Annotated in this window: 17 protein-coding genes; 6 read left to right on the plus strand and 11 right to left on the minus strand. The window is 58.9% G+C overall.

The genetic code is table 11. The features are described 5' to 3' along the window. Positions 1-21 precede the first annotated feature (21 nt). From HMPREF2836_RS08710 to HMPREF2836_RS08740, 7 genes are all read right to left on the minus strand, one after another. Complete coding sequence (locus HMPREF2836_RS08710; RefSeq protein ID WP_070507464.1) at positions 22-660, minus strand: VanZ family protein; 639 nt, start codon at positions 658-660, stop codon at positions 22-24. A gap of 225 nt (positions 661-885) precedes the next feature. Continuing rightward, positions 886-1,338: a fluoride efflux transporter FluC gene (locus tag HMPREF2836_RS08715; protein WP_012902665.1), complete on the minus strand. Its 453-nt coding sequence runs from the start codon at positions 1,336-1,338 to the stop codon at positions 886-888. Then, positions 1,338-1,742: a fluoride efflux transporter FluC gene (locus tag HMPREF2836_RS08720; protein WP_246822854.1), complete on the minus strand. Its 405-nt coding sequence runs from the start codon at positions 1,740-1,742 to the stop codon at positions 1,338-1,340. Before HMPREF2836_RS08720 ends, HMPREF2836_RS08715 begins: the two co-directional genes overlap by 1 nt. 124 nt (positions 1,743-1,866) lie before the next feature. Continuing rightward, a complete protein-coding gene (locus HMPREF2836_RS08725) occupies positions 1,867-4,680 on the minus strand; it encodes an MMPL family transporter (protein WP_070630105.1) in 2,814 nt (937 codons plus the stop codon). Positions 4,681-4,862: 182 nt separating this feature from the next. After that, positions 4,863-5,564, minus strand: coding sequence for a TetR/AcrR family transcriptional regulator (locus tag HMPREF2836_RS08730; protein WP_070630106.1), 702 nt, complete (start codon positions 5,562-5,564; stop codon positions 4,863-4,865). Positions 5,565-5,817: 253 nt separating this feature from the next. Beyond that, positions 5,818-7,473, minus strand: a complete 1,656-nt coding sequence (locus tag HMPREF2836_RS08735; RefSeq protein WP_070630107.1) for a sensor histidine kinase — start codon at positions 7,471-7,473, stop codon at positions 5,818-5,820. 93 nt (positions 7,474-7,566) lie between these two features. After that, positions 7,567-8,310: a response regulator transcription factor gene (locus HMPREF2836_RS08740; protein ID WP_012902660.1), complete on the minus strand. Its 744-nt coding sequence runs from the start codon at positions 8,308-8,310 to the stop codon at positions 7,567-7,569. A gap of 259 nt (positions 8,311-8,569) precedes the next feature. Between HMPREF2836_RS08740 and HMPREF2836_RS08745 the strand changes: the two genes are divergently transcribed. From HMPREF2836_RS08745 to HMPREF2836_RS08770, 6 genes are all read left to right on the plus strand, one after another. Then, on the plus strand, positions 8,570-9,439 hold the full coding sequence (locus HMPREF2836_RS08745; protein ID WP_070630108.1) for a PRD domain-containing protein: 870 nt from the start codon (positions 8,570-8,572) through the stop codon (positions 9,437-9,439). Between the two features lie 733 nt (positions 9,440-10,172). After that, positions 10,173-11,153 (plus strand): mannose/fructose/sorbose PTS transporter subunit IIA, encoded by a 981-nt coding sequence (locus tag HMPREF2836_RS08750; protein ID WP_012902658.1) that lies wholly within the window; start codon positions 10,173-10,175, stop codon positions 11,151-11,153. Then, positions 11,150-12,019 (plus strand): PTS mannose/fructose/sorbose transporter subunit IIC, encoded by an 870-nt coding sequence (locus tag HMPREF2836_RS08755; protein WP_049345985.1) that lies wholly within the window; start codon positions 11,150-11,152, stop codon positions 12,017-12,019. Before HMPREF2836_RS08750 ends, HMPREF2836_RS08755 begins: the two co-directional genes overlap by 4 nt. 11 nt (positions 12,020-12,030) lie before the next feature. Next, positions 12,031-12,885, plus strand: a complete 855-nt coding sequence (locus HMPREF2836_RS08760; protein ID WP_012902656.1) for a PTS system mannose/fructose/sorbose family transporter subunit IID — start codon at positions 12,031-12,033, stop codon at positions 12,883-12,885. A 172-nt stretch (positions 12,886-13,057) separates the two neighbouring features. After that, positions 13,058-13,831: an HAD-IIB family hydrolase gene (locus HMPREF2836_RS08765; protein WP_049340065.1), complete on the plus strand. Its 774-nt coding sequence runs from the start codon at positions 13,058-13,060 to the stop codon at positions 13,829-13,831. Positions 13,832-13,978: 147 nt separating this feature from the next. Further along, the gene (locus HMPREF2836_RS08770; RefSeq protein ID WP_210394341.1) at positions 13,979-14,497 is read left to right on the plus strand and encodes a hypothetical protein; all 519 of its coding nucleotides are present in this window, start codon (positions 13,979-13,981) and stop codon (positions 14,495-14,497) included. A 161-nt stretch (positions 14,498-14,658) separates the two neighbouring features. On the opposite strand, the gene HMPREF2836_RS08775 is transcribed toward HMPREF2836_RS08770, so the two are convergent. The 4 genes from HMPREF2836_RS08775 to HMPREF2836_RS08790 all read right to left on the minus strand — a co-directional run bounded on the left by HMPREF2836_RS08775 (position 14,659) and on the right by HMPREF2836_RS08790 (position 18,652). After that, a complete protein-coding gene (locus HMPREF2836_RS08775; RefSeq protein WP_005507997.1) occupies positions 14,659-15,006 on the minus strand; it encodes a hypothetical protein in 348 nt (115 codons plus the stop codon). 11 nt (positions 15,007-15,017) lie between these two features. Then, complete coding sequence (locus HMPREF2836_RS08780; RefSeq protein ID WP_070630109.1) at positions 15,018-15,530, minus strand: hypothetical protein; 513 nt, start codon at positions 15,528-15,530, stop codon at positions 15,018-15,020. Positions 15,531-15,709: 179 nt separating this feature from the next. Next, positions 15,710-17,452, minus strand: coding sequence for a cation:proton antiporter (locus HMPREF2836_RS08785; protein ID WP_070630110.1), 1,743 nt, complete (start codon positions 17,450-17,452; stop codon positions 15,710-15,712). 249 nt (positions 17,453-17,701) lie between these two features. Further along, entirely contained in the window at positions 17,702-18,652 is a 951-nt protein-coding gene (locus HMPREF2836_RS08790; protein WP_070605291.1) for a biotin synthase, read from the minus strand. Positions 18,653-18,830 lie beyond the last annotated feature (178 nt).

The following is an 18,830-nucleotide window of genomic DNA, read 5'->3' on the forward strand; positions in this document are numbered from 1 at the left end:
GTCTGGCGATCCGAGAATCTACTAGGCGGCGGTAGCCATTGCCAGCGCCCGGTCATGCTTAGCCGCGCGACGCTTCTGAATCGCGCGCACCACCCAGATGCAGACCGCACCGAGAACCGCGCCAGCAGTGTTATTCACAATGTCATCCACATCGAAAGTGCGGTAGGTGAAGCCCGCCAGGCCCCAGTTACCGGTCAACTGGCTCAACTCAATGAAGCTCGACAGCGCGAAGCCACTCAGCGCCGTGGCGCGCAGACCCCAGCGCAGGCAGCCCGCAGTAAAGAAGCCCAAGGGGATAAACATGGCGATATTGAAGAAGAGCTGCGCATACACGGTCGTTGCGAAGCGGCGCAGACCCATGCCGGCAGTCAGATCCCACGCCTGCTGCCAGCTCCAGCCCACATAGAAACGCGGGTAGTACAGCTCGGGGTTCGTGACGCTATTGGAAGAGCCAATCGGGGTCAGCGTCAGAGAAAGAATAGAAGCAAGGAACAGCGCAAAGGACGCGGTCAACAGGTACTGGCGGATGCTGTGCGCTCGACCGGTCTTCTTGGTGCGCAGGCGCATACCAATAAATCCGATGATGGAGAGCGCGACAGTAAGCGCCGCAATCTCGATGGCGAAGGTGCCAATCATGTGTTTATTCAGTAGTTCCTGCATGCCGTGTGTTCCTTAGGTCGTGAGAGTGAGTTATATGAACTCCACCTGCATATATGCCTGTTCTAATATATATTCCCGGTGGTATATAGCGGGTTACCGTTCATACCCGCCGCATATCGTTCACCACCAGTGTAAAAGACCGCTCTATGGCTCACCCTAGGCGAAACTGTGAAAAAGCTGTACACGCACCCAAACACACCATGAGAACCACCACAGCCGGCGCCGTCAGTACAGAACATCTGGCGGGAACACCGGCGCAATATACCGACCAAACAGCAGCACAAACAAGAGCGCACCCGCAATCGCTGCCACCATCGCACCCACAACCTGCACCAGCCACAGCATCAGGAACTTCACCATCTTGCCCTCAGAGCGGGCGGTCAGCGCCTCCACCATGGCGGTCGAGAAGGTCGTAAAACCACCCAGCAGACCGGTCGTAATCACCGTGCACCAGAACGCCACCTGATCCGTGGCGTTATAGTGAACGCCCAGCGCGCGAGGATTGGACACCGGCATAATCAGCAGGCCGTACAGGAACGAGCCCACCAGGTTAATCACGAACACCGGGCTAATAATCGACGACTCCGTACGCAGGCGAGGCGACATCGCCTTATCCAGGAAGAAGCGGGTCATCGCACCCAAACCGCCGCACAGGAAAACCATCAAAGCGAAAAACATTAGCGGCCCTCCTCAACATCACGGGCGGGCACCAAGCGGGACGCCACAAAACGACCCGTCAGCATGCCCGCCGCGGCGGCAACCAAACCACCCACCAGCAGCACCGCCACAGCCAGCACCATATATTGAGCATGCACCGTGTACGGCAGAAAAATCGTCTGCGCCAAAACCGCCGCAATCGACGAATACGTCGTATAGCCGCCCATCATGCCGGCACCAAAAAGCAGACGGAACGAATGAATCCGCTCCTCGCCGTCACGGCGCGCGTAGGCGTTCCACACCATCGTCAGCAGGCCCAGCGTGAACGAACCCAGCAGGTTCGCCACCAGCACGCCGCCGGGAGTGTGCACGCGGCACAGCGCACCCGTACCGCCTCCCAAAAAGACAAGAAAAGGGGCAGGCACACGGCTCAGGACGCCTCCTATCCACTGTCGGATACTCGCGCGGTTCCTCATCGCCGTGCACCTACCCTTTCATCTCGTATTAGTCTTCAGAGTGCGCTACAGCGCACAAACGCACACTAATACTTTACTCTGACCCGAGCTTGCTACCCGATTCGGCGGCAGCAGACTCACGCTCGTGCTGAATATTCTCGCTCATCTTCTCACTCAGGGCGGCGCCCTCAACATCCATATTCGGAGTGAGACGATTCAGCCACTTCGGCATCCACCACGCCTTATCGCCCAGCAGAGCCATAATCGCCGGGGTCAGCGTCATGCGCACAATGAACGCATCCACGAGCACGCCGAACGCCAAACCAAAGCCCATCGGTCGAATCATGGTCGAGTCAGCAAAGATGAAGCCACCAAACACCGAAATCATGATGATCGCGGCAGCCACTACCACACGCACCGCATGGTTGTAGCCACTCACAATGGCGGTCGCCGCATCCTTGCCGTGCACGTACGCTTCACGCATGCCGGTCACCAGGAACATCTGGTAATCCATCGCAAGACCGAAAAGAATACCGATGAGCAGGGTCGGCAAGAAGGACAACACCGGACCCGGGTGGTCCACGCCGAAGAGGAAGCTCATGAAGCCCAACTGGTAAATCGACACCACGGCACCGAAGCTCGCCAGCACCGAGAAGAGGAAGCCCACCGAGGCAACCAGCGGAACCATAATCGAACGGAACACTAGGATTAGCACCAGGAAGGACAGGCCCATCACCACGCCCAGGTACAGGGGTAGCTTCTGCGCGAGCACCTCGGAGACGTCAATATTGCCGCTGGTCTGACCCGCAATGCCGAGAGACACATCAGAGCCCTGAACCGGAACGGTCACGGCTCGCAGCTCGTGGACGAGCTCTTCAGTCTCCACGGAGCTTGCACTGTGGGCAGGAATCACCTGGAAAATCATGAGGGTACGATCATCGGTCATGCCGCCGGGAACCACAGCCTGCACGTTCGCGCCGCCGCGCTCCTTGACCGCAGAAGCGATATCAATCTGCGCCTGCTGAGCCTGCTCCTCGCTCATATTCGCGGGCGTGTGCGCGACCGCAACCAGCGGCGCGCTCATGCCCTCACCAAACTTGTCCTTGACCAGTGCGTACGACTTGTACGCGGCGCTATCGGAGGGGTAGTTCGAGGCGTCCGGCAGGCCCAGGCGCATCTGAGACATGGGGGCGGCAACTGCCAGCAGTGCCAGCGTACCGACCACCAGAGTCAGTAGCGGACGCGCCAGCACGAGGCGCAACCAGCCGTTCGGCTTCTCGGTGCGTTCAGCATCCTGCACGCGGCGTTCCGCAATCTTCTGCGGGGTATCGATGGAAGCCCACAGCTTCTTCGACATGATCTTGGTACCCGCCAAGGACAGCACCGCCGGGGTGAGCGTCACCGCGATCAGGGCGGCAACAACCACGCAGAACGCGGCGGCATTACCCATCACGCCCAGGAAGGGAATACCGGTCACGTTCAGCGCCACGAGCGCAATAATCACGGTGTTCGCCGCAAAAATCACGGCATTACCGCTCGTGCCGTTCGCCAGGGCAATCGCCTGGACCTTCGGCATGCCGTCCAGCAGGTTCATGCGGTAGCGGTTCAGAATGAACAGCGAATAGTCGATACCGACCGCCAGACCAAGCATCAGACCCAGGGTGTAGGCGGTGGAGCTCATCTCCACGACGGACGAGAGGGAGAGCGTGCCGAGCACACCCACCACCACGCCCACCAGAGACATCAGAATCGGCAGGCCGGCAGCCACGAGGGTGCCGAGCATAACCATCAGCACGATGAAGGCGATGACCATACCCGCAACCTCACCGGTGTGTGAGCCGCCACCAAGCGCGGATTCGCTCAGGTTCGCGTCGAACTGTACGGTCGCCCCGTGCAGGTTCGCCGACTCAATGTCGGACATGACCTTCTGCAATTCGGCGGACGGCACCTCGTAAATCTTCTTCTTAAACGAGACAGTCGCAATCGCCGTGGACTGATCCTCAGAGACCATACGGTAGCCGGAGGTGAAGTCGTAGAGCTTCTGCTGACGATCCAGCTGCTCACGCTGTGCCGGCAGGTCACTCTCGGTCTTCTGCAGCTGGTTGCGCTGCTCGTCCAGCTTCTTCTTGCCCTCAGCCAGCTCATCCTTCTTCGAGGCGATTTCTGCGCGACCCGCGTCAACCTGCTTCTGGCTCTCGGTCAGGGTATTGCGCTGCTGATTGAGCGCGTTCTGCTGCTCGGTCAGCTGCGCCTGCTGGGCGTTGAGCTGCTCCATCATGGCGGCGGGTGAGCCTGCCGCCTCCGCCTGGGCGTAGCCGTCCTTCAGCTGTTCCTGCGCGTCATCCAGTTGCTTCTGCGCGGAGGCGAGCTGCTCCTGACCAGCACTAATCTGTGCCTGCGAGTCGTCGAGCTTCTTCTCATTGTCGGCAATCTGCTTCATGCCGTCCTCAAGCTGCGAGGCGGCGGCATTCAGCTGCTTTTTGCCGTCCTCGATCTGGGAGGGGGCGGCGTCAATCTTGGCGTGCGCCTCGTCAAGCTGGGTTTTCGCTTCTGTAAGCTTGGAGGTGGTGGTGAACGGGTCGGTGACCGCATCCACGGAGGGCACCTCGCTGGGCAGTGCGCTCAGAGCGGCGGAGAATGCCTGCTTCTGCTCTTCGGTGAGGGCGGTGCCGTCACCGGTGGTGAGAATGATCTGGCCGGAGCCACGGTTGGCGCTGGGGAAGCGTTGGGCGAGCTCGTCGGAGAGCTGCTGGGTCTGTGTTCCGGGCATGGTGAAGGTGTTGCTGAGTTTGCCGTGGAACGCGGTGTAGGCACCCGCTACACCGGCAATGATGAGTACCCAGGTGAGGATGACAGCCCATGCGCGGCGGGCGGCAGCTTCACCGATGCGGTAGAGCCATGTAGCCATGATTCAGTCCTTTGAAATTGAGTGAGTGAAGAGTTTGGGTGTTGGGTGCGTGTGAATGCGGTGTGTGGTTTGCCCTGTACGGCGAACGCTGTGTCCTGTTTTTAGACAAAAAATACCCCGCCCCGGGCACCTGCAGGTGAGGTGCCCGAAGCGAGAGTGTTTGAGCGTTAACGCTATGGGGCTTAGCTTGCGAATTCGCCCTGGACCAGACGACCCAGGTAGTCGAGTGCTTCGAGGACACACTGGCGCATTGCTTCAATGGCGAGTGCTTCGGGGTGGGTGCCCTCGGGGGCTTCTGCTGCAACCTTGACCGTCATTTCTTCGGCGCGGGTGAGGTAGTAGTAGACGCCTTCACCGATGGTTTCGGCGAGGTTGGAGGCGAAGACTGCCACGCGCAGGTAGGGCAGGTCGGGGTATGCCGCGAGGTACCGCTCGAGGAAGATGTCGTAGGTGCGCTCGAGGATGACGTGCGAGTATTCTTCGAACTTCGCGGGGCTGTCCATTTCGAGGGCGTAGAGCAGGTGCGCGAAGGGTGCGATGTACTCTTCGAGGGTGTTGCTCATGAAGACCTTGCGGGCAATGGAGAGCATTTCGGCTTCCATGCTTGCGTTTTCGCCGGAGATGGTGAAGTCGCATTCTTCGAAGATGCGGTTGAAGTACTGGTTCATGCGGGTGACCAGTACGTCGTCTACGGAGGCGAAGTGGTTGAAGATGGTGCGACGGGAGACGCCTGCGCGTTCTGCGAGTGCTTCTGCGTTGAGGGCGCCGTAGCCGCCCTCGAGGATGAGGGATTCTGCTGCCTCAACGATTGCGATACGGTTCTCTGCCTTGCGGGCGGAACGCTTGTCTGCGATGTTTGCGGGGGATTCAACAAGATTAGCCATGCTTTTTACAATACGCGCAATGTTTCACCGGGAGTAACTATTTGGGGGTTAGATTCACCACATATTTGCACTCAAGGCAATAAACTTGAAGTGCAGATTTAATGTTTACTCAACAAGTAATTTAGTGTTTTGGCACGTCAGGGCGTTATAAACACCCCAAAAGTGTAAACAAAAGGGGCGGGGCGTATCGCGCACACCCCTCCCCTCGAACACTCACCCGGCTACCGGCTCAGCGAGCCACAGATGAAGCGCATTAGGCGCGCGCCGCCTCCAAAGGCAGACGCACCGTAAAGACTGTATGCCCTGGCTGGCTCTGCACCTGAATCGAACCGCCGTGCGCCTGCACAATCGCCTGCACAATCGCCAGACCCAGACCGGTGGTTCCAACCGAACCGGAGCGTGCCTTATCGGCACGGGTAAAGCGGTCAAAAATCTTCGGCAAGAAGTCAGGGTCAATGCCCGGGCCGTTATCGGTCACGGTCACCACAGCCTCGCGGCGTGCAGTATCCACGGCCAGACCCGCAGTCACGCGCGTACCCTCATCGGTGTGCTTGCGGGCATTCGAGAGCAGGTTCAAGATCACGCGCTGAATCTGGGAGCGATCGGCCACGACCTCAACCGGCTCGTCGGGCAGGTTCAGGTGCCATTCGTGGGTGCGCGCTGCCGCCTGCATATCGGAGGTGCATTCAAGCACCAGCTCGGTCAGGTCAACCTGCTCCAGCTTGGGTTCGCGACCCTCGTCCAGGCGGGCAAGGGTCAGAAGATCCTCCACGAGGCGGGACATACGTTCGGTCTGCGAGTCGATACGCGCCAGGGAGGACTGGCCGGATTCACTGAGCGGCTCGGTCCATCGGAGCATATCGGAGTACCCCTTAATGGCGGCAAGGGGCGTGCGCAGCTCGTGGGAGGCGTCCGCAATAAAGGCGCGAATCTGATGTTCGGTGCGTTCGCGCACCTCCAGAGCAGAGTTCACGTTATCGAGCAGCTGATTGAGGGCATAGCCTACGGCACCAACTTCAGTGCGCGGGTCGGAATCTCGCGGATCCACTCGCACCGCCGAGGAGATGGTGTGCTCCTCCAGATCCAGGTGCGCCACATCGGTTGCCACCGCAGAGACTCGCTCCAGGGGCTTCATGGTGCCGCGAATAATGTAGGAGCCCGCCACGCCGGCACCAACCATCACGGCGATGGAACCGAGGGCTACCACAATCACGAAGATGGTGAGGGTCTGCTGTACGTTGGCGAGCGGAATACCAACCACCTGGGCATCGGCGCTGCTATTAGCCTTCGGGGTGATTTTGATGAGGTACAGGCCGGATTCCAGCTTGACCTCTTGGACTTCTTCCCTAGTGGCATTCAGTGCCATGGTTCCGAGGGTTACCTGGTCGTTGGCGGAAAGGGTTTGTACGGTGCCCTCCTTGGTGAGCTTGCTGGCGATTTCTACGGCACCTTCGGATTCCACGCAGGTGATGATAGTTCCGGACGCCTGACCGGGCGCAAAGAGGGAGCTGCTCTTCTGCAGGTCGCTGCAGTCCACTTCTTCTCGCTTGCCGTCTCGGGAGGTCGGCTGCACTACGCGGTGGCTGGTTTCTTTGAGGTCGCTTTGTGCCTGCTGGTAGAGGGAGTTCTGCAGGGTCACGTAGGTGGACAGGCCAATGATGAGGCATGCAATGCCGAGGGCTGTCACGAGGATGGCGATAAGGCGCGAACGCAGATGGGGCACGTAGCCCAGTTCTTCGGGGGATGCTTCGGGATTCCTCATGCTCTTCCAGGCGGCGCGTAGGCGCACGAAGAAGTTCCCGCGGGAGGGTGTAGCACCATCCTGCGCGGGGGAACCCGCACGTAGGGGGCGGGTTGCTTCGTTATCCGGGGAGGCGGTTTCACCGGGTGAGTAGGAGCCCACGAACATCCTTTCTTTCTATATTCGAAATACAGAATATAACTGATATGGCGCGGTATAACCGGGTGTTATACCGCGCCATATGAAGAGCAGAGAATAAACTTAGACGGCGGGACGCAGCACGTAACCGGCACCGCGCACGGTGTGAATCATCGGTTCGCGACCCACATCAATCTTCTTACGCAGGTACGAGATGTACAGCTCCACAATATTTGCCTGACCACCAAAATCGTAGTTCCAGACGTTATCAAGAATCTGGCTCTTGGAGACCACGCGCTTCGCGTTCTCCATGAGGTAGCGCAACAGGTCGAACTGGGTTGCAGTGAGGTTAATCTGCTCGCCACCGCGGGTCACCTCGCGGGTGTCCTGGTTCAGCACCAGATCGCCGACGACCAGCTCAGCATCATCAATGGAGGCAACACCGGAGCGCTGCACCAGGCGGTGCAAACGGATCATGACCTCTTCCATGGAGAAGGGCTTAGTCACGTAGTCGTCCGCACCGGCGGCAAGGCCTTCAATACGGTTATCAACCGAATCCTTAGCGGTCAGAAAGAGGCAGGGAACCTCGGGGTAGAACTTGCGGATACGGGAGAGCAACTCCAGGCCGTCGAAGCCGGGCATCATAATATCCAGCACAAGCACGTCGGGGCGCCAATCGCGCGCAATCGCGAGCGCGGAGGGGCCGTCGCCTGCGGACTGCACCTCCCAGCCGATCATTTTCAGACCCATGCTGACGAGTTCTTTGAGCATCTCCTCATCATCAACAACGAGGGCGCGGATGGGGCTACCGTCCGGATGCTCTAGTGTGGGAAGGTTCTTTGCGATTTCGGTTGCTTTGCTGCTCATGTGATTAAGGGTATCGCGATTTAGGGTTCGCGGTGAGGCGGGAGCCGGTTTTCAGCCGCAAACTTATGGAATGCTTGCCCGCGTCACAGCTGGGGCACAGTTTCGCGCCGCCCATTATCCCAACCACGCGCGTTACCCCTTCTATACGGGTTCAATCTTTCGGTAAAATTTGTAGTAGCTTAGGTGATGCTCAATCGCCTTTTATCGTTTCAGTGTGCCACCCCGACACAGGCGCCCCGACACCCGCAGAGGAGGACACATGCGCATTAGCCGTATTTATAACAATAATGTTGTCCTCACGGTGGATCATTACGGCAAGGAGTCCGTGATGATTGGTCGCGGCATTGCTTTTGGTAAGCGTAAGGGTCAGCTGATTGACCCGTCTGCGGTGGAGCAGACGTTTGTGCCGGAGCAGGGCATGTCGGGTGAGCGCTTGAGCATGACTCTGTCTGAGATTCCGGCGGAGATTCTGTCGATTGCCACACTTTTGGAGTCGAAGGTGCGCGCCGAGGGTGCATTGGAGCTGTCGAACTCGTTTATTCTTCCGCTGGCTGATCACCTGCACTATGCGGTGGTTCGTGCGCGTGACGGGGTGCGGGTGCAGTATCCGCTCGCCCCGGAGGTGACCGTTCTCTACCCGCGCGAGGTGGAGTACGGCCGCACGGTTTTGGAAATGGTTCGCGAGCGCCTGCAGGTTGAACTGGACCCGAACGAGGCTATCCCCCTGGCGTTGCACCTGGTCAACGCGCAATTTGCGACGGCGGATATGTCTCAGGCATTCCGCATGACCGAGGTTTTCGCGCAGGTTTTTGAAATTATTGAGGCAAGCTACGAGCGGAAGATCGACCCGGATTCGATGAGTGCGGCACGTTTTGTGACGCATCTGCGGTACCTGTTTGTACGGGCGAGCCGCACCTCCGCGAATCGCGCGGAGGATGTTGATGAGGTGTCGCAGCCGAGTTTGTTGGCGGCTCTTCGTGAGGATGCACCGCGCGCCTACGCGTGTGCACAGAAGGTTTTGCTGGTACTGCAGATGCAGCTGAAGCAGAGCCTGACTCGTGATGAGTTGACGTATTTGACGATTCATATTGCGCGTCTGGCGCGGGATATGTGGGGCATTAACGCGTAGCGCATGTTCGATAGAAAGCGACCGGGGGTTCCTGGTCGCTTTTTCTATGCCTCAGATTTTTCTACGCCTCGAAATCTATGCCCCAGAATCCCGGCGAGGGGTTCGGGTGGGGAATCTGGGAGTGAGGATTCTAGAGGGGGGCTGCCGGGCGGAATGTGGCCGTTAAAGGTGAGTTGCTATTTATATATACAACCTGTCACTAAATTGTCGTTTTCCTGGGTTTTTCTTCGCGCGTTAGCGCGTCGATTAAATTTTGAAATGACGGTTTTTAGCGGCGTCTTCCAGAAATACCATTCTGTGGACAGATTGCAGGAAAATGTGGGTTTTATATAAATCCCACATCTTTTGATCCATGCATCCATTTTTTTGTTCGGTATTTTCTTTGTAAATCATTTTCTTACACTATCACAGTCCAAAATATCCCATAACAAGCACCTCGTCAGTCCGCTTACAATATGCCGTCATTCCTGAAATTTCACGAAAATAACGCTTTATCCACCACTTCGGCAACCTTTTTTCAGTGTTCTGTTTAAATTTTTTACACCCTGGCAATAAATACGTGTTTTGACACCAAAAACCCATATTCCAACACGTGAAAAAATGTCACAAGAACCTAAAGTGTGCATGCTCAGAAAAAACCCACAAAACACAAAAACAACGTGTTACTATCTGAGAATTATGAGGCCCCTCACGGGGCCCCTACACACCATGTCACGAAAACGAGAGGACCACTATGGTCACTATCATTGTGGCGGCACACGGCGAGTCGGCTCCGGCTCTGCTGAAGACCGCCGGCATGATCCTCGGTAACTTCGAAAACGTCCACCCGGTCACCTTCCTGCCGGGTCAGGGCCCCGAAGATCTCGTCGAAGAGTACACCCGCATCGTTGAGGCGTCTGAAGCAGAAGAAACCCTGCTGCTGGTCGACCTCTTCGGCGGTAGCCCCTACAACGCCGGTGCGCAGTTCGCAGCCACCCGCGAGGGCGTCGACGTCGTCTCCGGTGTCAACGTACCGATGCTTATTGAGGTCATCTCCGGCGCAGGCCGTAAGAACGCAACCCTCAAGTCCCTGGTCGCTAAGGCGCACAAGGCTGGCACTAAGGGTATTCGCTCCTTCCAGGAGGCGAACCAGCCCGCAGCCGCCAAGCCCGCCGAGGCGAAGCCCACAGAGACCAAGGCGGTCGAGGTTCCGGCTGCTCAGCAGGTTCCCGGCGGCACCATGGACGCTATCTTCACCCGCATCGACTCCCGCCTGATTCACGGTCAGGTGGCAGGCACCTGGGTTCCGCACATCGCACCGCAGACCTTCATCGCGGCATCCGATAATGCGGCACACGATCAGCTGCGCAAGTCCCTGCTGCTGCAGGTCGCGCCGACCAGTGTGAAGACCAACGTCCTGGACATCGCTAAGGCTGGTCGCGTGTACAACAACCCCAAGTACACCGGCATGAAGACCATGTTCGTCGTAGAATCCCCCGTTGACGTGGTGCGACTGCTCGACGAAGGCGTCAAGATCAACGAAGTGAACGTTGGTGGCGTCACCTTCAAGACCGGCATGGTTCAGCTCTCGGACGCAGTGTACGCCTCCGAGGAGCACCTGGAAGCCTACCGCGAACTCATTAAGCGCGGTGTGAAGCTGACGGTGCAGCAGCTGCCCAACCACTCCCCGGTTGATTTGGAAAAGATCCTCAAGCAGAAAGGCCTGGACGCATGAGCGCCCTGACGTTTATTCTCGTTGTTCTCGTGGCGTTCATTGCGGGCGTCGCATCCGTGGTGGACGAGCGTCAGTTCCACCGCCCCCTGGTCGCTTGTACCCTGATGGGTTTTGCGCTGGGTGACCCGACTACCGGCATTATGCTCGGTGGCGCACTGGAGCTCATCGCACTGGGCTGGATGAACGTCGGTGCGGCGATGGCTCCCGACTCGGCTCTGGCATCCACTATCTCCGCCCTTGTCGTGATTCAGGGCCACCAGAACATCGACACCGGTATCGCCATCGCCGTGCCGCTGGCGGCAGCCGGTCAGGTTCTGACCATTTTCGTTCGTACCATTACGGTGTTCTTCCAGCACCAGGCCGATAATTTCGCGAAGACCGCGAACTTCCGAGGTATTGAGCTGATGCACATCAGCGGTATGGTTCTGCAGGGTCTGCGTGTTGCTATCCCGACCGCTATTGTGGCGCTGATTAGCTCCGAAGAGCTGACCCGCCTGCTGAACATGATTCCCGCCGAGGTGACCACCGGTCTGCGTATCGCAGGTGGCATGATTACCGTGGTCGGTTTCGCAATGGTTATCAACATGATGCGTTCGAAGGCCCTCATGCCCTTCTTCTTCCTCGGCTTCATCGCCGCCGCCGCAATCCCGGCAACCCAGTCGATTGTGCCTCTTGCCGGCGGAAAGCCCGAGGATGTTCTGGTGGCACTGTCCACCCCGGCACAGTTCAACCTGGTTGCTATCGGTATTGTGGGCGCCTGCCTGGGTCTGCTGTACACGCAGCTGAACCCGCTCTTCCATAAGAGTGAGGCACCCGCCGTAGCACCGGCAGCCGCCGCCAATGACCTCGACAACGAGCTCGAATAAGGAGCATCACCATGACTGAAAACAAGAACGTCGAGCTCGTTGAAGTTCCCGAGCTCACCCAGCGCGATAAGGTCGACACCTACATCCGCTCCACCTTCCTGCTTGGTTCGTTCAACTTTGAGCGTATGCAGTCCATCGGTTTCGCGGTTTCTATGATTCCGGCGATTAAGCGCTTCTACACCAAGAAAGAAGACCAGGCGGAGGCGCTGACCCGCCACCTGGAGTTCTTCAACACCCAGCCGTGGGTTGCATCCTCGATTATGGGCGTGACCGCTGCGATGGAGCGTGAGAAGGCAGCCGGTAAGGACATTGACGAAGCCGCCATCACCAACGTTAAGGTGGGCCTGATGGGCCCACTGGCCGGCGTGGGCGACCCGATTTTCTGGGGTACCGCACGTATCGTGCTGGCGGCTCTGGGCGCATCCCTGGCGGTGACCGGCAATATTCTGGGCCCGCTGCTGTTCTTCTTCGGCATGACCGCAATTCGTTGGGCAACCCGCTGGTACGGCTTCAAGTACGGCTACGAGAAGGGCACCCAGATTGTGACCGAGGCGGGCGGCAACACCCTGCAGAAGATCACTCAGGGTGCGTCCGTGATGGGTCTGTTCGTGATGGGTGCTCTGGTGTACCGCTGGACGAGCGTGAACATTCCGTTGCCACTGACTAGCTACACAAACCAGGCGGGCGAGACGGTAAATGTGACCGTCCAGTCCGTGCTGAACGATCTGCTGCCGGGCCTGGCCTCGCTGGGTCTGTGCTTCCTGTGCATGTGGCTTCTGAAGAAGAAGATTAACGCCATCTGGTTGATTTTCGCCCTCTTTGGCGTGGGCATCCTCGGTTCCTACCTGGGATTCCTGGCTCTCTAAAAATATGAGGAATGAGCCCTTTCACCCTTCAGTGAAGGCGTGAGATTCAGGGGCTATATCTCAAGTGGTGGGGGTGCGGTCGGTACACTTAAAAGTACCGGCGGCACCCCCGTTTTTTATGGGTTGCGGCGCACAATTCGCGGCAATGCAGCCCTCCCGCGAAGGAGTTTCTATGACCAAATTGATGGCTTTCGATCTTGACGGCACGATCCTGTTTAACCGTGCCGTGGAGCCTGCCACTGAGCAGGCGATTGCCCGCTGGCAGGCGGAGGGTAACCTGGCGGTCTCGTGCACGGGCAAGAGCATTTTTGCCACGCAACTGGCGTTGAACCCGACCGCCATCCGTTTTGATTACCACGTGCTGTACACGGGTGCGGTGATTACTGACCGGCAGTACCGGGTGATTTACCATCAGCCTCTTCCGGTGAGTGTTGTGCAAGCGTGCTACGAGCATTTCAGCACCGTGGACGGCGTGGCTCTGTTCGCGACGACTCTGGATAACGATTACAGCCTCTGCGACCGGGTGGGCTCCTCGACGAATATCCTGCCGGAGTTCACTCCCCTGCCGGCTGACGACCTGCAGAACCACGAGTACGTGGGTGTGCCCCTGTGGATTCCGGATGCTCAGGTTCGCGAGGCGGCGTACACCTGGATTCTGGAGCGTTTTGGTGATTCGGTGGACTGCCACAAGAACCAGGATTTCCTGGATATTGTGCCGCCCGCCTGCACAAAGGGCACCGGTCTGCAGCATCTGGTGGAGTACCTGCAGTCGGAGCATCCGGGCACCTCCTATGAGGTGCACACGATTGGCGACTCGTGGAACGATATCGACATGCACCGCTACGCCGACCGTTCGGCGTCTTTCAGCTACTCCCCCGATGAGGTCAAGGCCGTCACCACCGATTGTGTGGATAAGGCGTACGAGTTCATTGAGGCTTCCCTGTAGCTGATTCGAAGGCGGTGGCTAGGCGAGCGCTGAACCCGTCTAGCCGCTTTCTCTTGCGCAGCTCCCCCTCCCCGTCACATCCGCTCCCCCGTTTCACGTGAAACACCCGCTTTCCCGTTACTCCCCGTGTATCCCCGTGAGGTTTCTATGTGCCCCGCTCAACCCCCAAAGAACCAGCCCGGCAAGAATCGGCCCGGCAAGGATCAGTCTCAGAAGAGCCCGCAGGCCGATTCTGCCCAGTCCTACGACCCGTCCAGCTTCTCTGACACCTTCCGCGCTATGGCGCGTGAATCACTCGTGAAGAATCAGAAGAACCGCCCGGACTCCCCTATCGTTTCCATTTCCCCGGTGCTGATTGTTTTGGGTGCCATTGCGGCGGCACTGTACGGGCTGTGGCAGAGCTGGGCGTGCCTCATTCCGCTGGTGCTGATTCTGGTGCTCATGTGGGTGCGGTACACGATGCAGCGTCAGGCTCTCAACGATTTCGCCGAGCTGGAGGCGGCACGCACCGCATGGAAGAAGACCCGCGACCGCCAGTACCTGAAGCTGATGGCGGCGCAGTCGGCGCGTATCCTGGATGAGAATAAGGCGCTGACCAAGCAGGCTCGCGCGCATGTGCAGGAGTACGCGGATTTCGCGGCGCAGAAGCTGGGTGCTCAGCGCTAAAGACCCCGCTGCGCTCGCTCGCCCCTCCCAAAAAGTATTCGACGAGCGTTGATTGAGCTGAATGTTTAGGCGCACTACAACCTTTAGGCACAGTACAAAAGACCGTAACCACTCCCCCATGCGGGGGCGGTTACGGTCTTTACGTCTTAGGGGGTTACACCCTAGTTGGTCTTCTGCGCGGGTGCTTCAACGGGCTCTTCTGCGGCTTCCTCGACGGACTCCGCAGATCCTTCGTCTGCGCTGTCAGTAGCCGGAGCCTCGTCCAATCGCTGCACCACAGCGGGGCGGTCATCAAAGCCGCGGCGGGTGCCTCGGGCAGCCTTCGCCTCCATGGTGTACAGCTGCTCGCGATTCGTCAGCACCACCAGGGTCATGGCGTTCAGGCAGACACCCACAATGCACAGAATCCAGCCGATCAGCATGAACCGACCACCGGAAAGCACCGCGCCGGAAAGCATCAGGGCAACAGAAACCAGGTACGCCGGGGAAAGCAAAAACTTCGTATTCACTACCGACCTACCTAGCGTGCGTTGGAGCGGGGCTTGGGGGTACGACCCGAACGGGGACGCGAGGGCAGAACGCTCATACGGCCGGGGGCACGATCAACAATCGGCTGAGACTCGGTGGGCTCTTCCTCGCGGACCTCTGCAGTTTCAGCAGGCTCGGTCGCCTCAACGGCCTCAACGGCTTCAGCGGGAGCTACTTCATGGTTAGCCTGCGCCGCAGCATCGTGCTCAACTGCCTTATGCTCAGCGGCTTCTCGTTCTTCGCGGCGGTGCTCTGCGCGCTCGCGGATACGGTTCTCCACGGAGGATTCGAAACCGTCCAGGTTGGTCACCAGTGCGGGGGTCGGGTTACCCTTCGCCTTACCCACGGACAGCACGAAGGCAAGGACGTTCAGACCCAGCGCAAGAATCAGAAGAATCCAGCCGAGCCACAGGAGCCAGGGGCTGGAGGTTCCGATCAAGAGCGCGCCGCAAAAAATCACGCCGAGGGAGGTCAGGTACGCAGGCGAAAGAGTCTTGAAATCCATGTCTACTTTCAATGTGTTCGTGAGTTTGAGAGAGCTAACGTTCGGTTCTCATTTTAGGTGATAGTTGAGGCTTAATCTGCTTCTGCCCCTGTCTATCGCCTGTGAGCTAAAGACCAGCGGGCTTTACTCGGTGGCGTAGGCAGGGGCAGAAACGTAGTGTTCGCGCACGGGCGTACCGGCTAGGACTTGGGGGTTACCTCGTTAGTGACCAGGGGCGAGGCGGGCGCGTTCTCCACCACGGGGATTGCGCGGGTGCTCAGGGTGCCCTGGTGCTTCTTCCAGAGGTTGTAGCGTTCCATGGCGACCGCGCCGGCGGTCATGGCAGGAAGAATGAACATGCCGGAGGAGCGGATGCTTTCTGCCTGCGCCAGGATGTCCAGCTTACGCACCACGCGGGTCACGTCGTGGGAGTCGTAGCGGTCCTGAGCAGAAATAACCTCGTTCTGCGCGGCGACGAGGGCGGCATCGCGCAGGCGCACGAAGTCGTTCCTCTTGTCCTTAAGCTTCTCCATGTGCTGCTTGTATTCTTCGGGCAGTGCCTCGCTGATTTCGTCTCGGCGGGTAATGGCGGAGCACATTTCCTTCACGCGAGCGTAGGTTTCCGGGTCGGTGGTTGCCTTCGCTTCAGCCTGCAGCGCCTCGAGGGCTGCGACCTGCGCAATCTTGAGCAGCTCGGGTACGGCGGTTTCTTCTTCATGGTTAGCCTGCACGCCAAGGACCTTCACGAGCAGGGGCAGGGTCAGGCCGGGCAGCACGAGGGTGAAGAAGAGTACGGAGAGCATCATGACGATGGCGTCCTGGCGTACCTGTTCGGTGCCGTTGACCACGGGGATGGACAGGGCAAGAATCAGGGTCACGAGGCCTCGCATGCCGGACCAGGTCATAACGATAACTTCAGCAAAGCTTTCGGGTGCACCCTCGTGGATGGGGTTCTTGCGTCCTGCCAGCCAGACGATGGTGAACCAGATGAGGCGCACCAGGATGGCGACCAGTGCGACCAGGGCACCGTCAGCGAAGAGGCTTGCGATACGGGAGGGGTCGGCGGTGGCGATGATACTACTTGCCTGCAGGCCGATGAGGCCGAAAGCGACACCGGTCATGAGCAGCTCAATAATCTGCCAGAAGGAGGTGGAGGAGAGGCGTTCTTCCGCTTCGAGTGCCGCCATGTATTTGGTGCTGGTGAACTGGATAGCGCCGATGACCACGGCAATAACGCCGGAGGCGTGCACGCTTTCAGCAGCGAGGTAGGCGCCGAAGGGGATCATGAGGGTCACGGCGTTGCTGGTGACCACGTCGTGGGCACGCTGGCGAACGTAGCCGCCAAGCCAGCCGAAGATATAACCAATAATGACCGCGAGGATCGAGCCGAGCACGAAGTCCTTGGCGACCGAGAGCGGCTCGATGTGGTGGCCGCTGGTCATGGAGTGGATTGCGGCGTGGAAGAGAACGATTGCGATAGCGTCGTTGAAGCTACCTTCGGTCTGCAGAGTACCGATGAGGCGGCGGGGGATGCCGACGGGCTCAGCGACTGCTTCCACGGCGACGGGGTCGGGCGGGGAGACGGCGGCACCGACGGCAAGGGCGACGGCGATGGTCATACCGGGGACCCACCACATGGCTGCGCTGGCAATTGCCAGGGCGGAGACGGTGGTGAGAAGGACCGAGTAGAGCAGTACGGATCTCCAGCGGCGGCGCAGGGTGCCCCAGGAGAATTTAACGCCGATGGCCCACAGTAGCGGCGGAAGGAAGATCGGCAGGATGATGTCGCTGTCGATAGTAAGATCCGGTCGGTTGGGGATGAAGAGCGCGGCGGTGCCGAGCAGGGTCATCATGACCGGCCAGGGGAGGTTGAGTCGATCACCGACGCTGACCATAAACACGGTCGCAATCAGGATGATGACAATAACGGAGAGGTAAAGCATTGGTCCGGTGTTGTTCCTTTCGCGCGGCTAGGGTTAGTCGGCTACGTCTTTCTACTCTACCGGAGGGGCTCATTCCGCTTTTCGGATATGGGGGTTCTGCAGCGTTTATTGTGGTGTTGTTTACCTCTAAGCCTAATGCTCTTTACGGAATATAGAGTTTTCCCCTGAATATCTCTGCTTTTCAGCAGGTTATTCAGGGGAAAATTCTATATTTGGAATATATCGATTGGGGTAGCTACCTCTAGCAGATTACTTAGAGCCGCATCCACCAGCACCGCAGCCACAACCGCCAGCGGGAGCTTCCTCCACGACCGGTTCAGGCTCGTCGTGGCCACCACAGCAGCCACCCTTTTCTTCCTTTGGTTCGTCGTGGCCGCCGCAGCAACCGCCACCACCGTGGGAGTGACCGTGAGCCTCAGCCGGAGCTTCAGCGGAGGAACCGCATCCACCCGAGCCACAGCCACAACCACCGGCGGAAGGTGCCGGCTCCTCGTGGCTACCGCAGCCACCCGAACCGCAGCCACAGCCGCCACCGTCGACCGAGCCGCAGGCGGAGCCGCGTGCGTCGCGGTGACCCATGAGGTCCACGCCGAGGTCGGAGAGGTAGCGCAGGTAGCCTGCGAGGGCGTCACGTCCAGCGGTACCGGAAATGACGATGCCGCCGTGGCGCAGAGCCTTGAGCACCTCGTTGACCATGGGCCACTGCTCAATGTCGTCGGTAATGGTGATGGCGCTGACCACGTGCATTGCGAGGGAGGTCAGCGAGCGCAGGGACTGCTCGTAGCCTTCGGGCAGGTGAATGACCTTGGCAGGTGCCGCCAGGCGCAGGATGGACAGCACGCGCATCAGCATCATGGGTACTGCATTTTCGGGCAGCAGTACGGTCACGCCGATGGCGGAGGATTCAGCAATACGTTCGATGGTTGCCGCGAGCTCTTCGGAGTCGATGTCGCGGGAGATGTCCAGCACGTCGTAGGAATCTACGGCGATGGAGCGGGTGCCGAGGGCGTCGGCGAGTGCTTCATCTTCGGTGTGGATCGCAATCATGTTGCGGAATTCGTTGCGGCGCACGACGGAGGCTGCCTCGATAAGGGTGAAGTCCTGTCCGTCACCGTCCACGAGGAGGGTGTGGATTTCTTCGCGGTTGAGGCCTTCGCCTGCGGTGGCGCGCTCGATTAGTTCAGAAAATGCATTGCTCATACCGAATATTAAACACCTGATTTTGGGGCGTTCGCCCGCGAGGTTTACCTGTCTTGGCGGTTTTGGGCGGTTTAAGACGTGATTTTATGCCGAGAGCGTGGGCGGCTACCTATTCTGTGTGTGCTGAAGCGTTTTTGGTGGCAAAAGCGCTCATGAAACGCGAACCGTTCGCTCCGGG

Source organism: Rothia sp. HMSC065C12, assembly GCF_001812085.1.
Lineage (GTDB): Bacteria > Actinomycetota > Actinomycetes > Actinomycetales > Micrococcaceae > Rothia > Rothia mucilaginosa.

What these genes read in the sequence shown, in the direction of transcription:
- HMPREF2836_RS08770 (WP_210394341.1), top strand. Translation starts at nt 13,979, where the DNA reads ATGTGCCCCGCTCAACCCCCAAAGAACCAGCCCGGCAAGAATCGGCCC.
- HMPREF2836_RS08755 (WP_049345985.1), top strand. Translation starts at nt 11,150, where the DNA reads ATGAGCGCCCTGACGTTTATTCTCGTTGTTCTCGTGGCGTTCATTGCG.
- HMPREF2836_RS08725 (WP_070630105.1), bottom strand. Translation starts at nt 4,680, where the DNA reads ATGGCTACATGGCTCTACCGCATCGGTGAAGCTGCCGCCCGCCGCGCA.
- HMPREF2836_RS08730 (WP_070630106.1), bottom strand. Translation starts at nt 5,564, where the DNA reads ATGGCTAATCTTGTTGAATCCCCCGCAAACATCGCAGACAAGCGTTCC.
- HMPREF2836_RS08750 (WP_012902658.1), top strand. Translation starts at nt 10,173, where the DNA reads ATGGTCACTATCATTGTGGCGGCACACGGCGAGTCGGCTCCGGCTCTG.
- HMPREF2836_RS08760 (WP_012902656.1), top strand. Translation starts at nt 12,031, where the DNA reads ATGACTGAAAACAAGAACGTCGAGCTCGTTGAAGTTCCCGAGCTCACC.
- HMPREF2836_RS08765 (WP_049340065.1), top strand. Translation starts at nt 13,058, where the DNA reads ATGACCAAATTGATGGCTTTCGATCTTGACGGCACGATCCTGTTTAAC.
- HMPREF2836_RS08740 (WP_012902660.1), bottom strand. Translation starts at nt 8,310, where the DNA reads ATGAGCAGCAAAGCAACCGAAATCGCAAAGAACCTTCCCACACTAGAG.
- HMPREF2836_RS08785 (WP_070630110.1), bottom strand. Translation starts at nt 17,452, where the DNA reads ATGCTTTACCTCTCCGTTATTGTCATCATCCTGATTGCGACCGTGTTT.
- HMPREF2836_RS08735 (WP_070630107.1), bottom strand. Translation starts at nt 7,473, where the DNA reads ATGTTCGTGGGCTCCTACTCACCCGGTGAAACCGCCTCCCCGGATAAC.
- HMPREF2836_RS08710 (WP_070507464.1), bottom strand. Translation starts at nt 660, where the DNA reads ATGCAGGAACTACTGAATAAACACATGATTGGCACCTTCGCCATCGAG.
- HMPREF2836_RS08790 (WP_070605291.1), bottom strand. Translation starts at nt 18,652, where the DNA reads ATGAGCAATGCATTTTCTGAACTAATCGAGCGCGCCACCGCAGGCGAA.
- HMPREF2836_RS08715 (WP_012902665.1), bottom strand. Translation starts at nt 1,338, where the DNA reads ATGTTTTTCGCTTTGATGGTTTTCCTGTGCGGCGGTTTGGGTGCGATG.
- HMPREF2836_RS08780 (WP_070630109.1), bottom strand. Translation starts at nt 15,530, where the DNA reads ATGGATTTCAAGACTCTTTCGCCTGCGTACCTGACCTCCCTCGGCGTG.
- HMPREF2836_RS08745 (WP_070630108.1), top strand. Translation starts at nt 8,570, where the DNA reads ATGCGCATTAGCCGTATTTATAACAATAATGTTGTCCTCACGGTGGAT.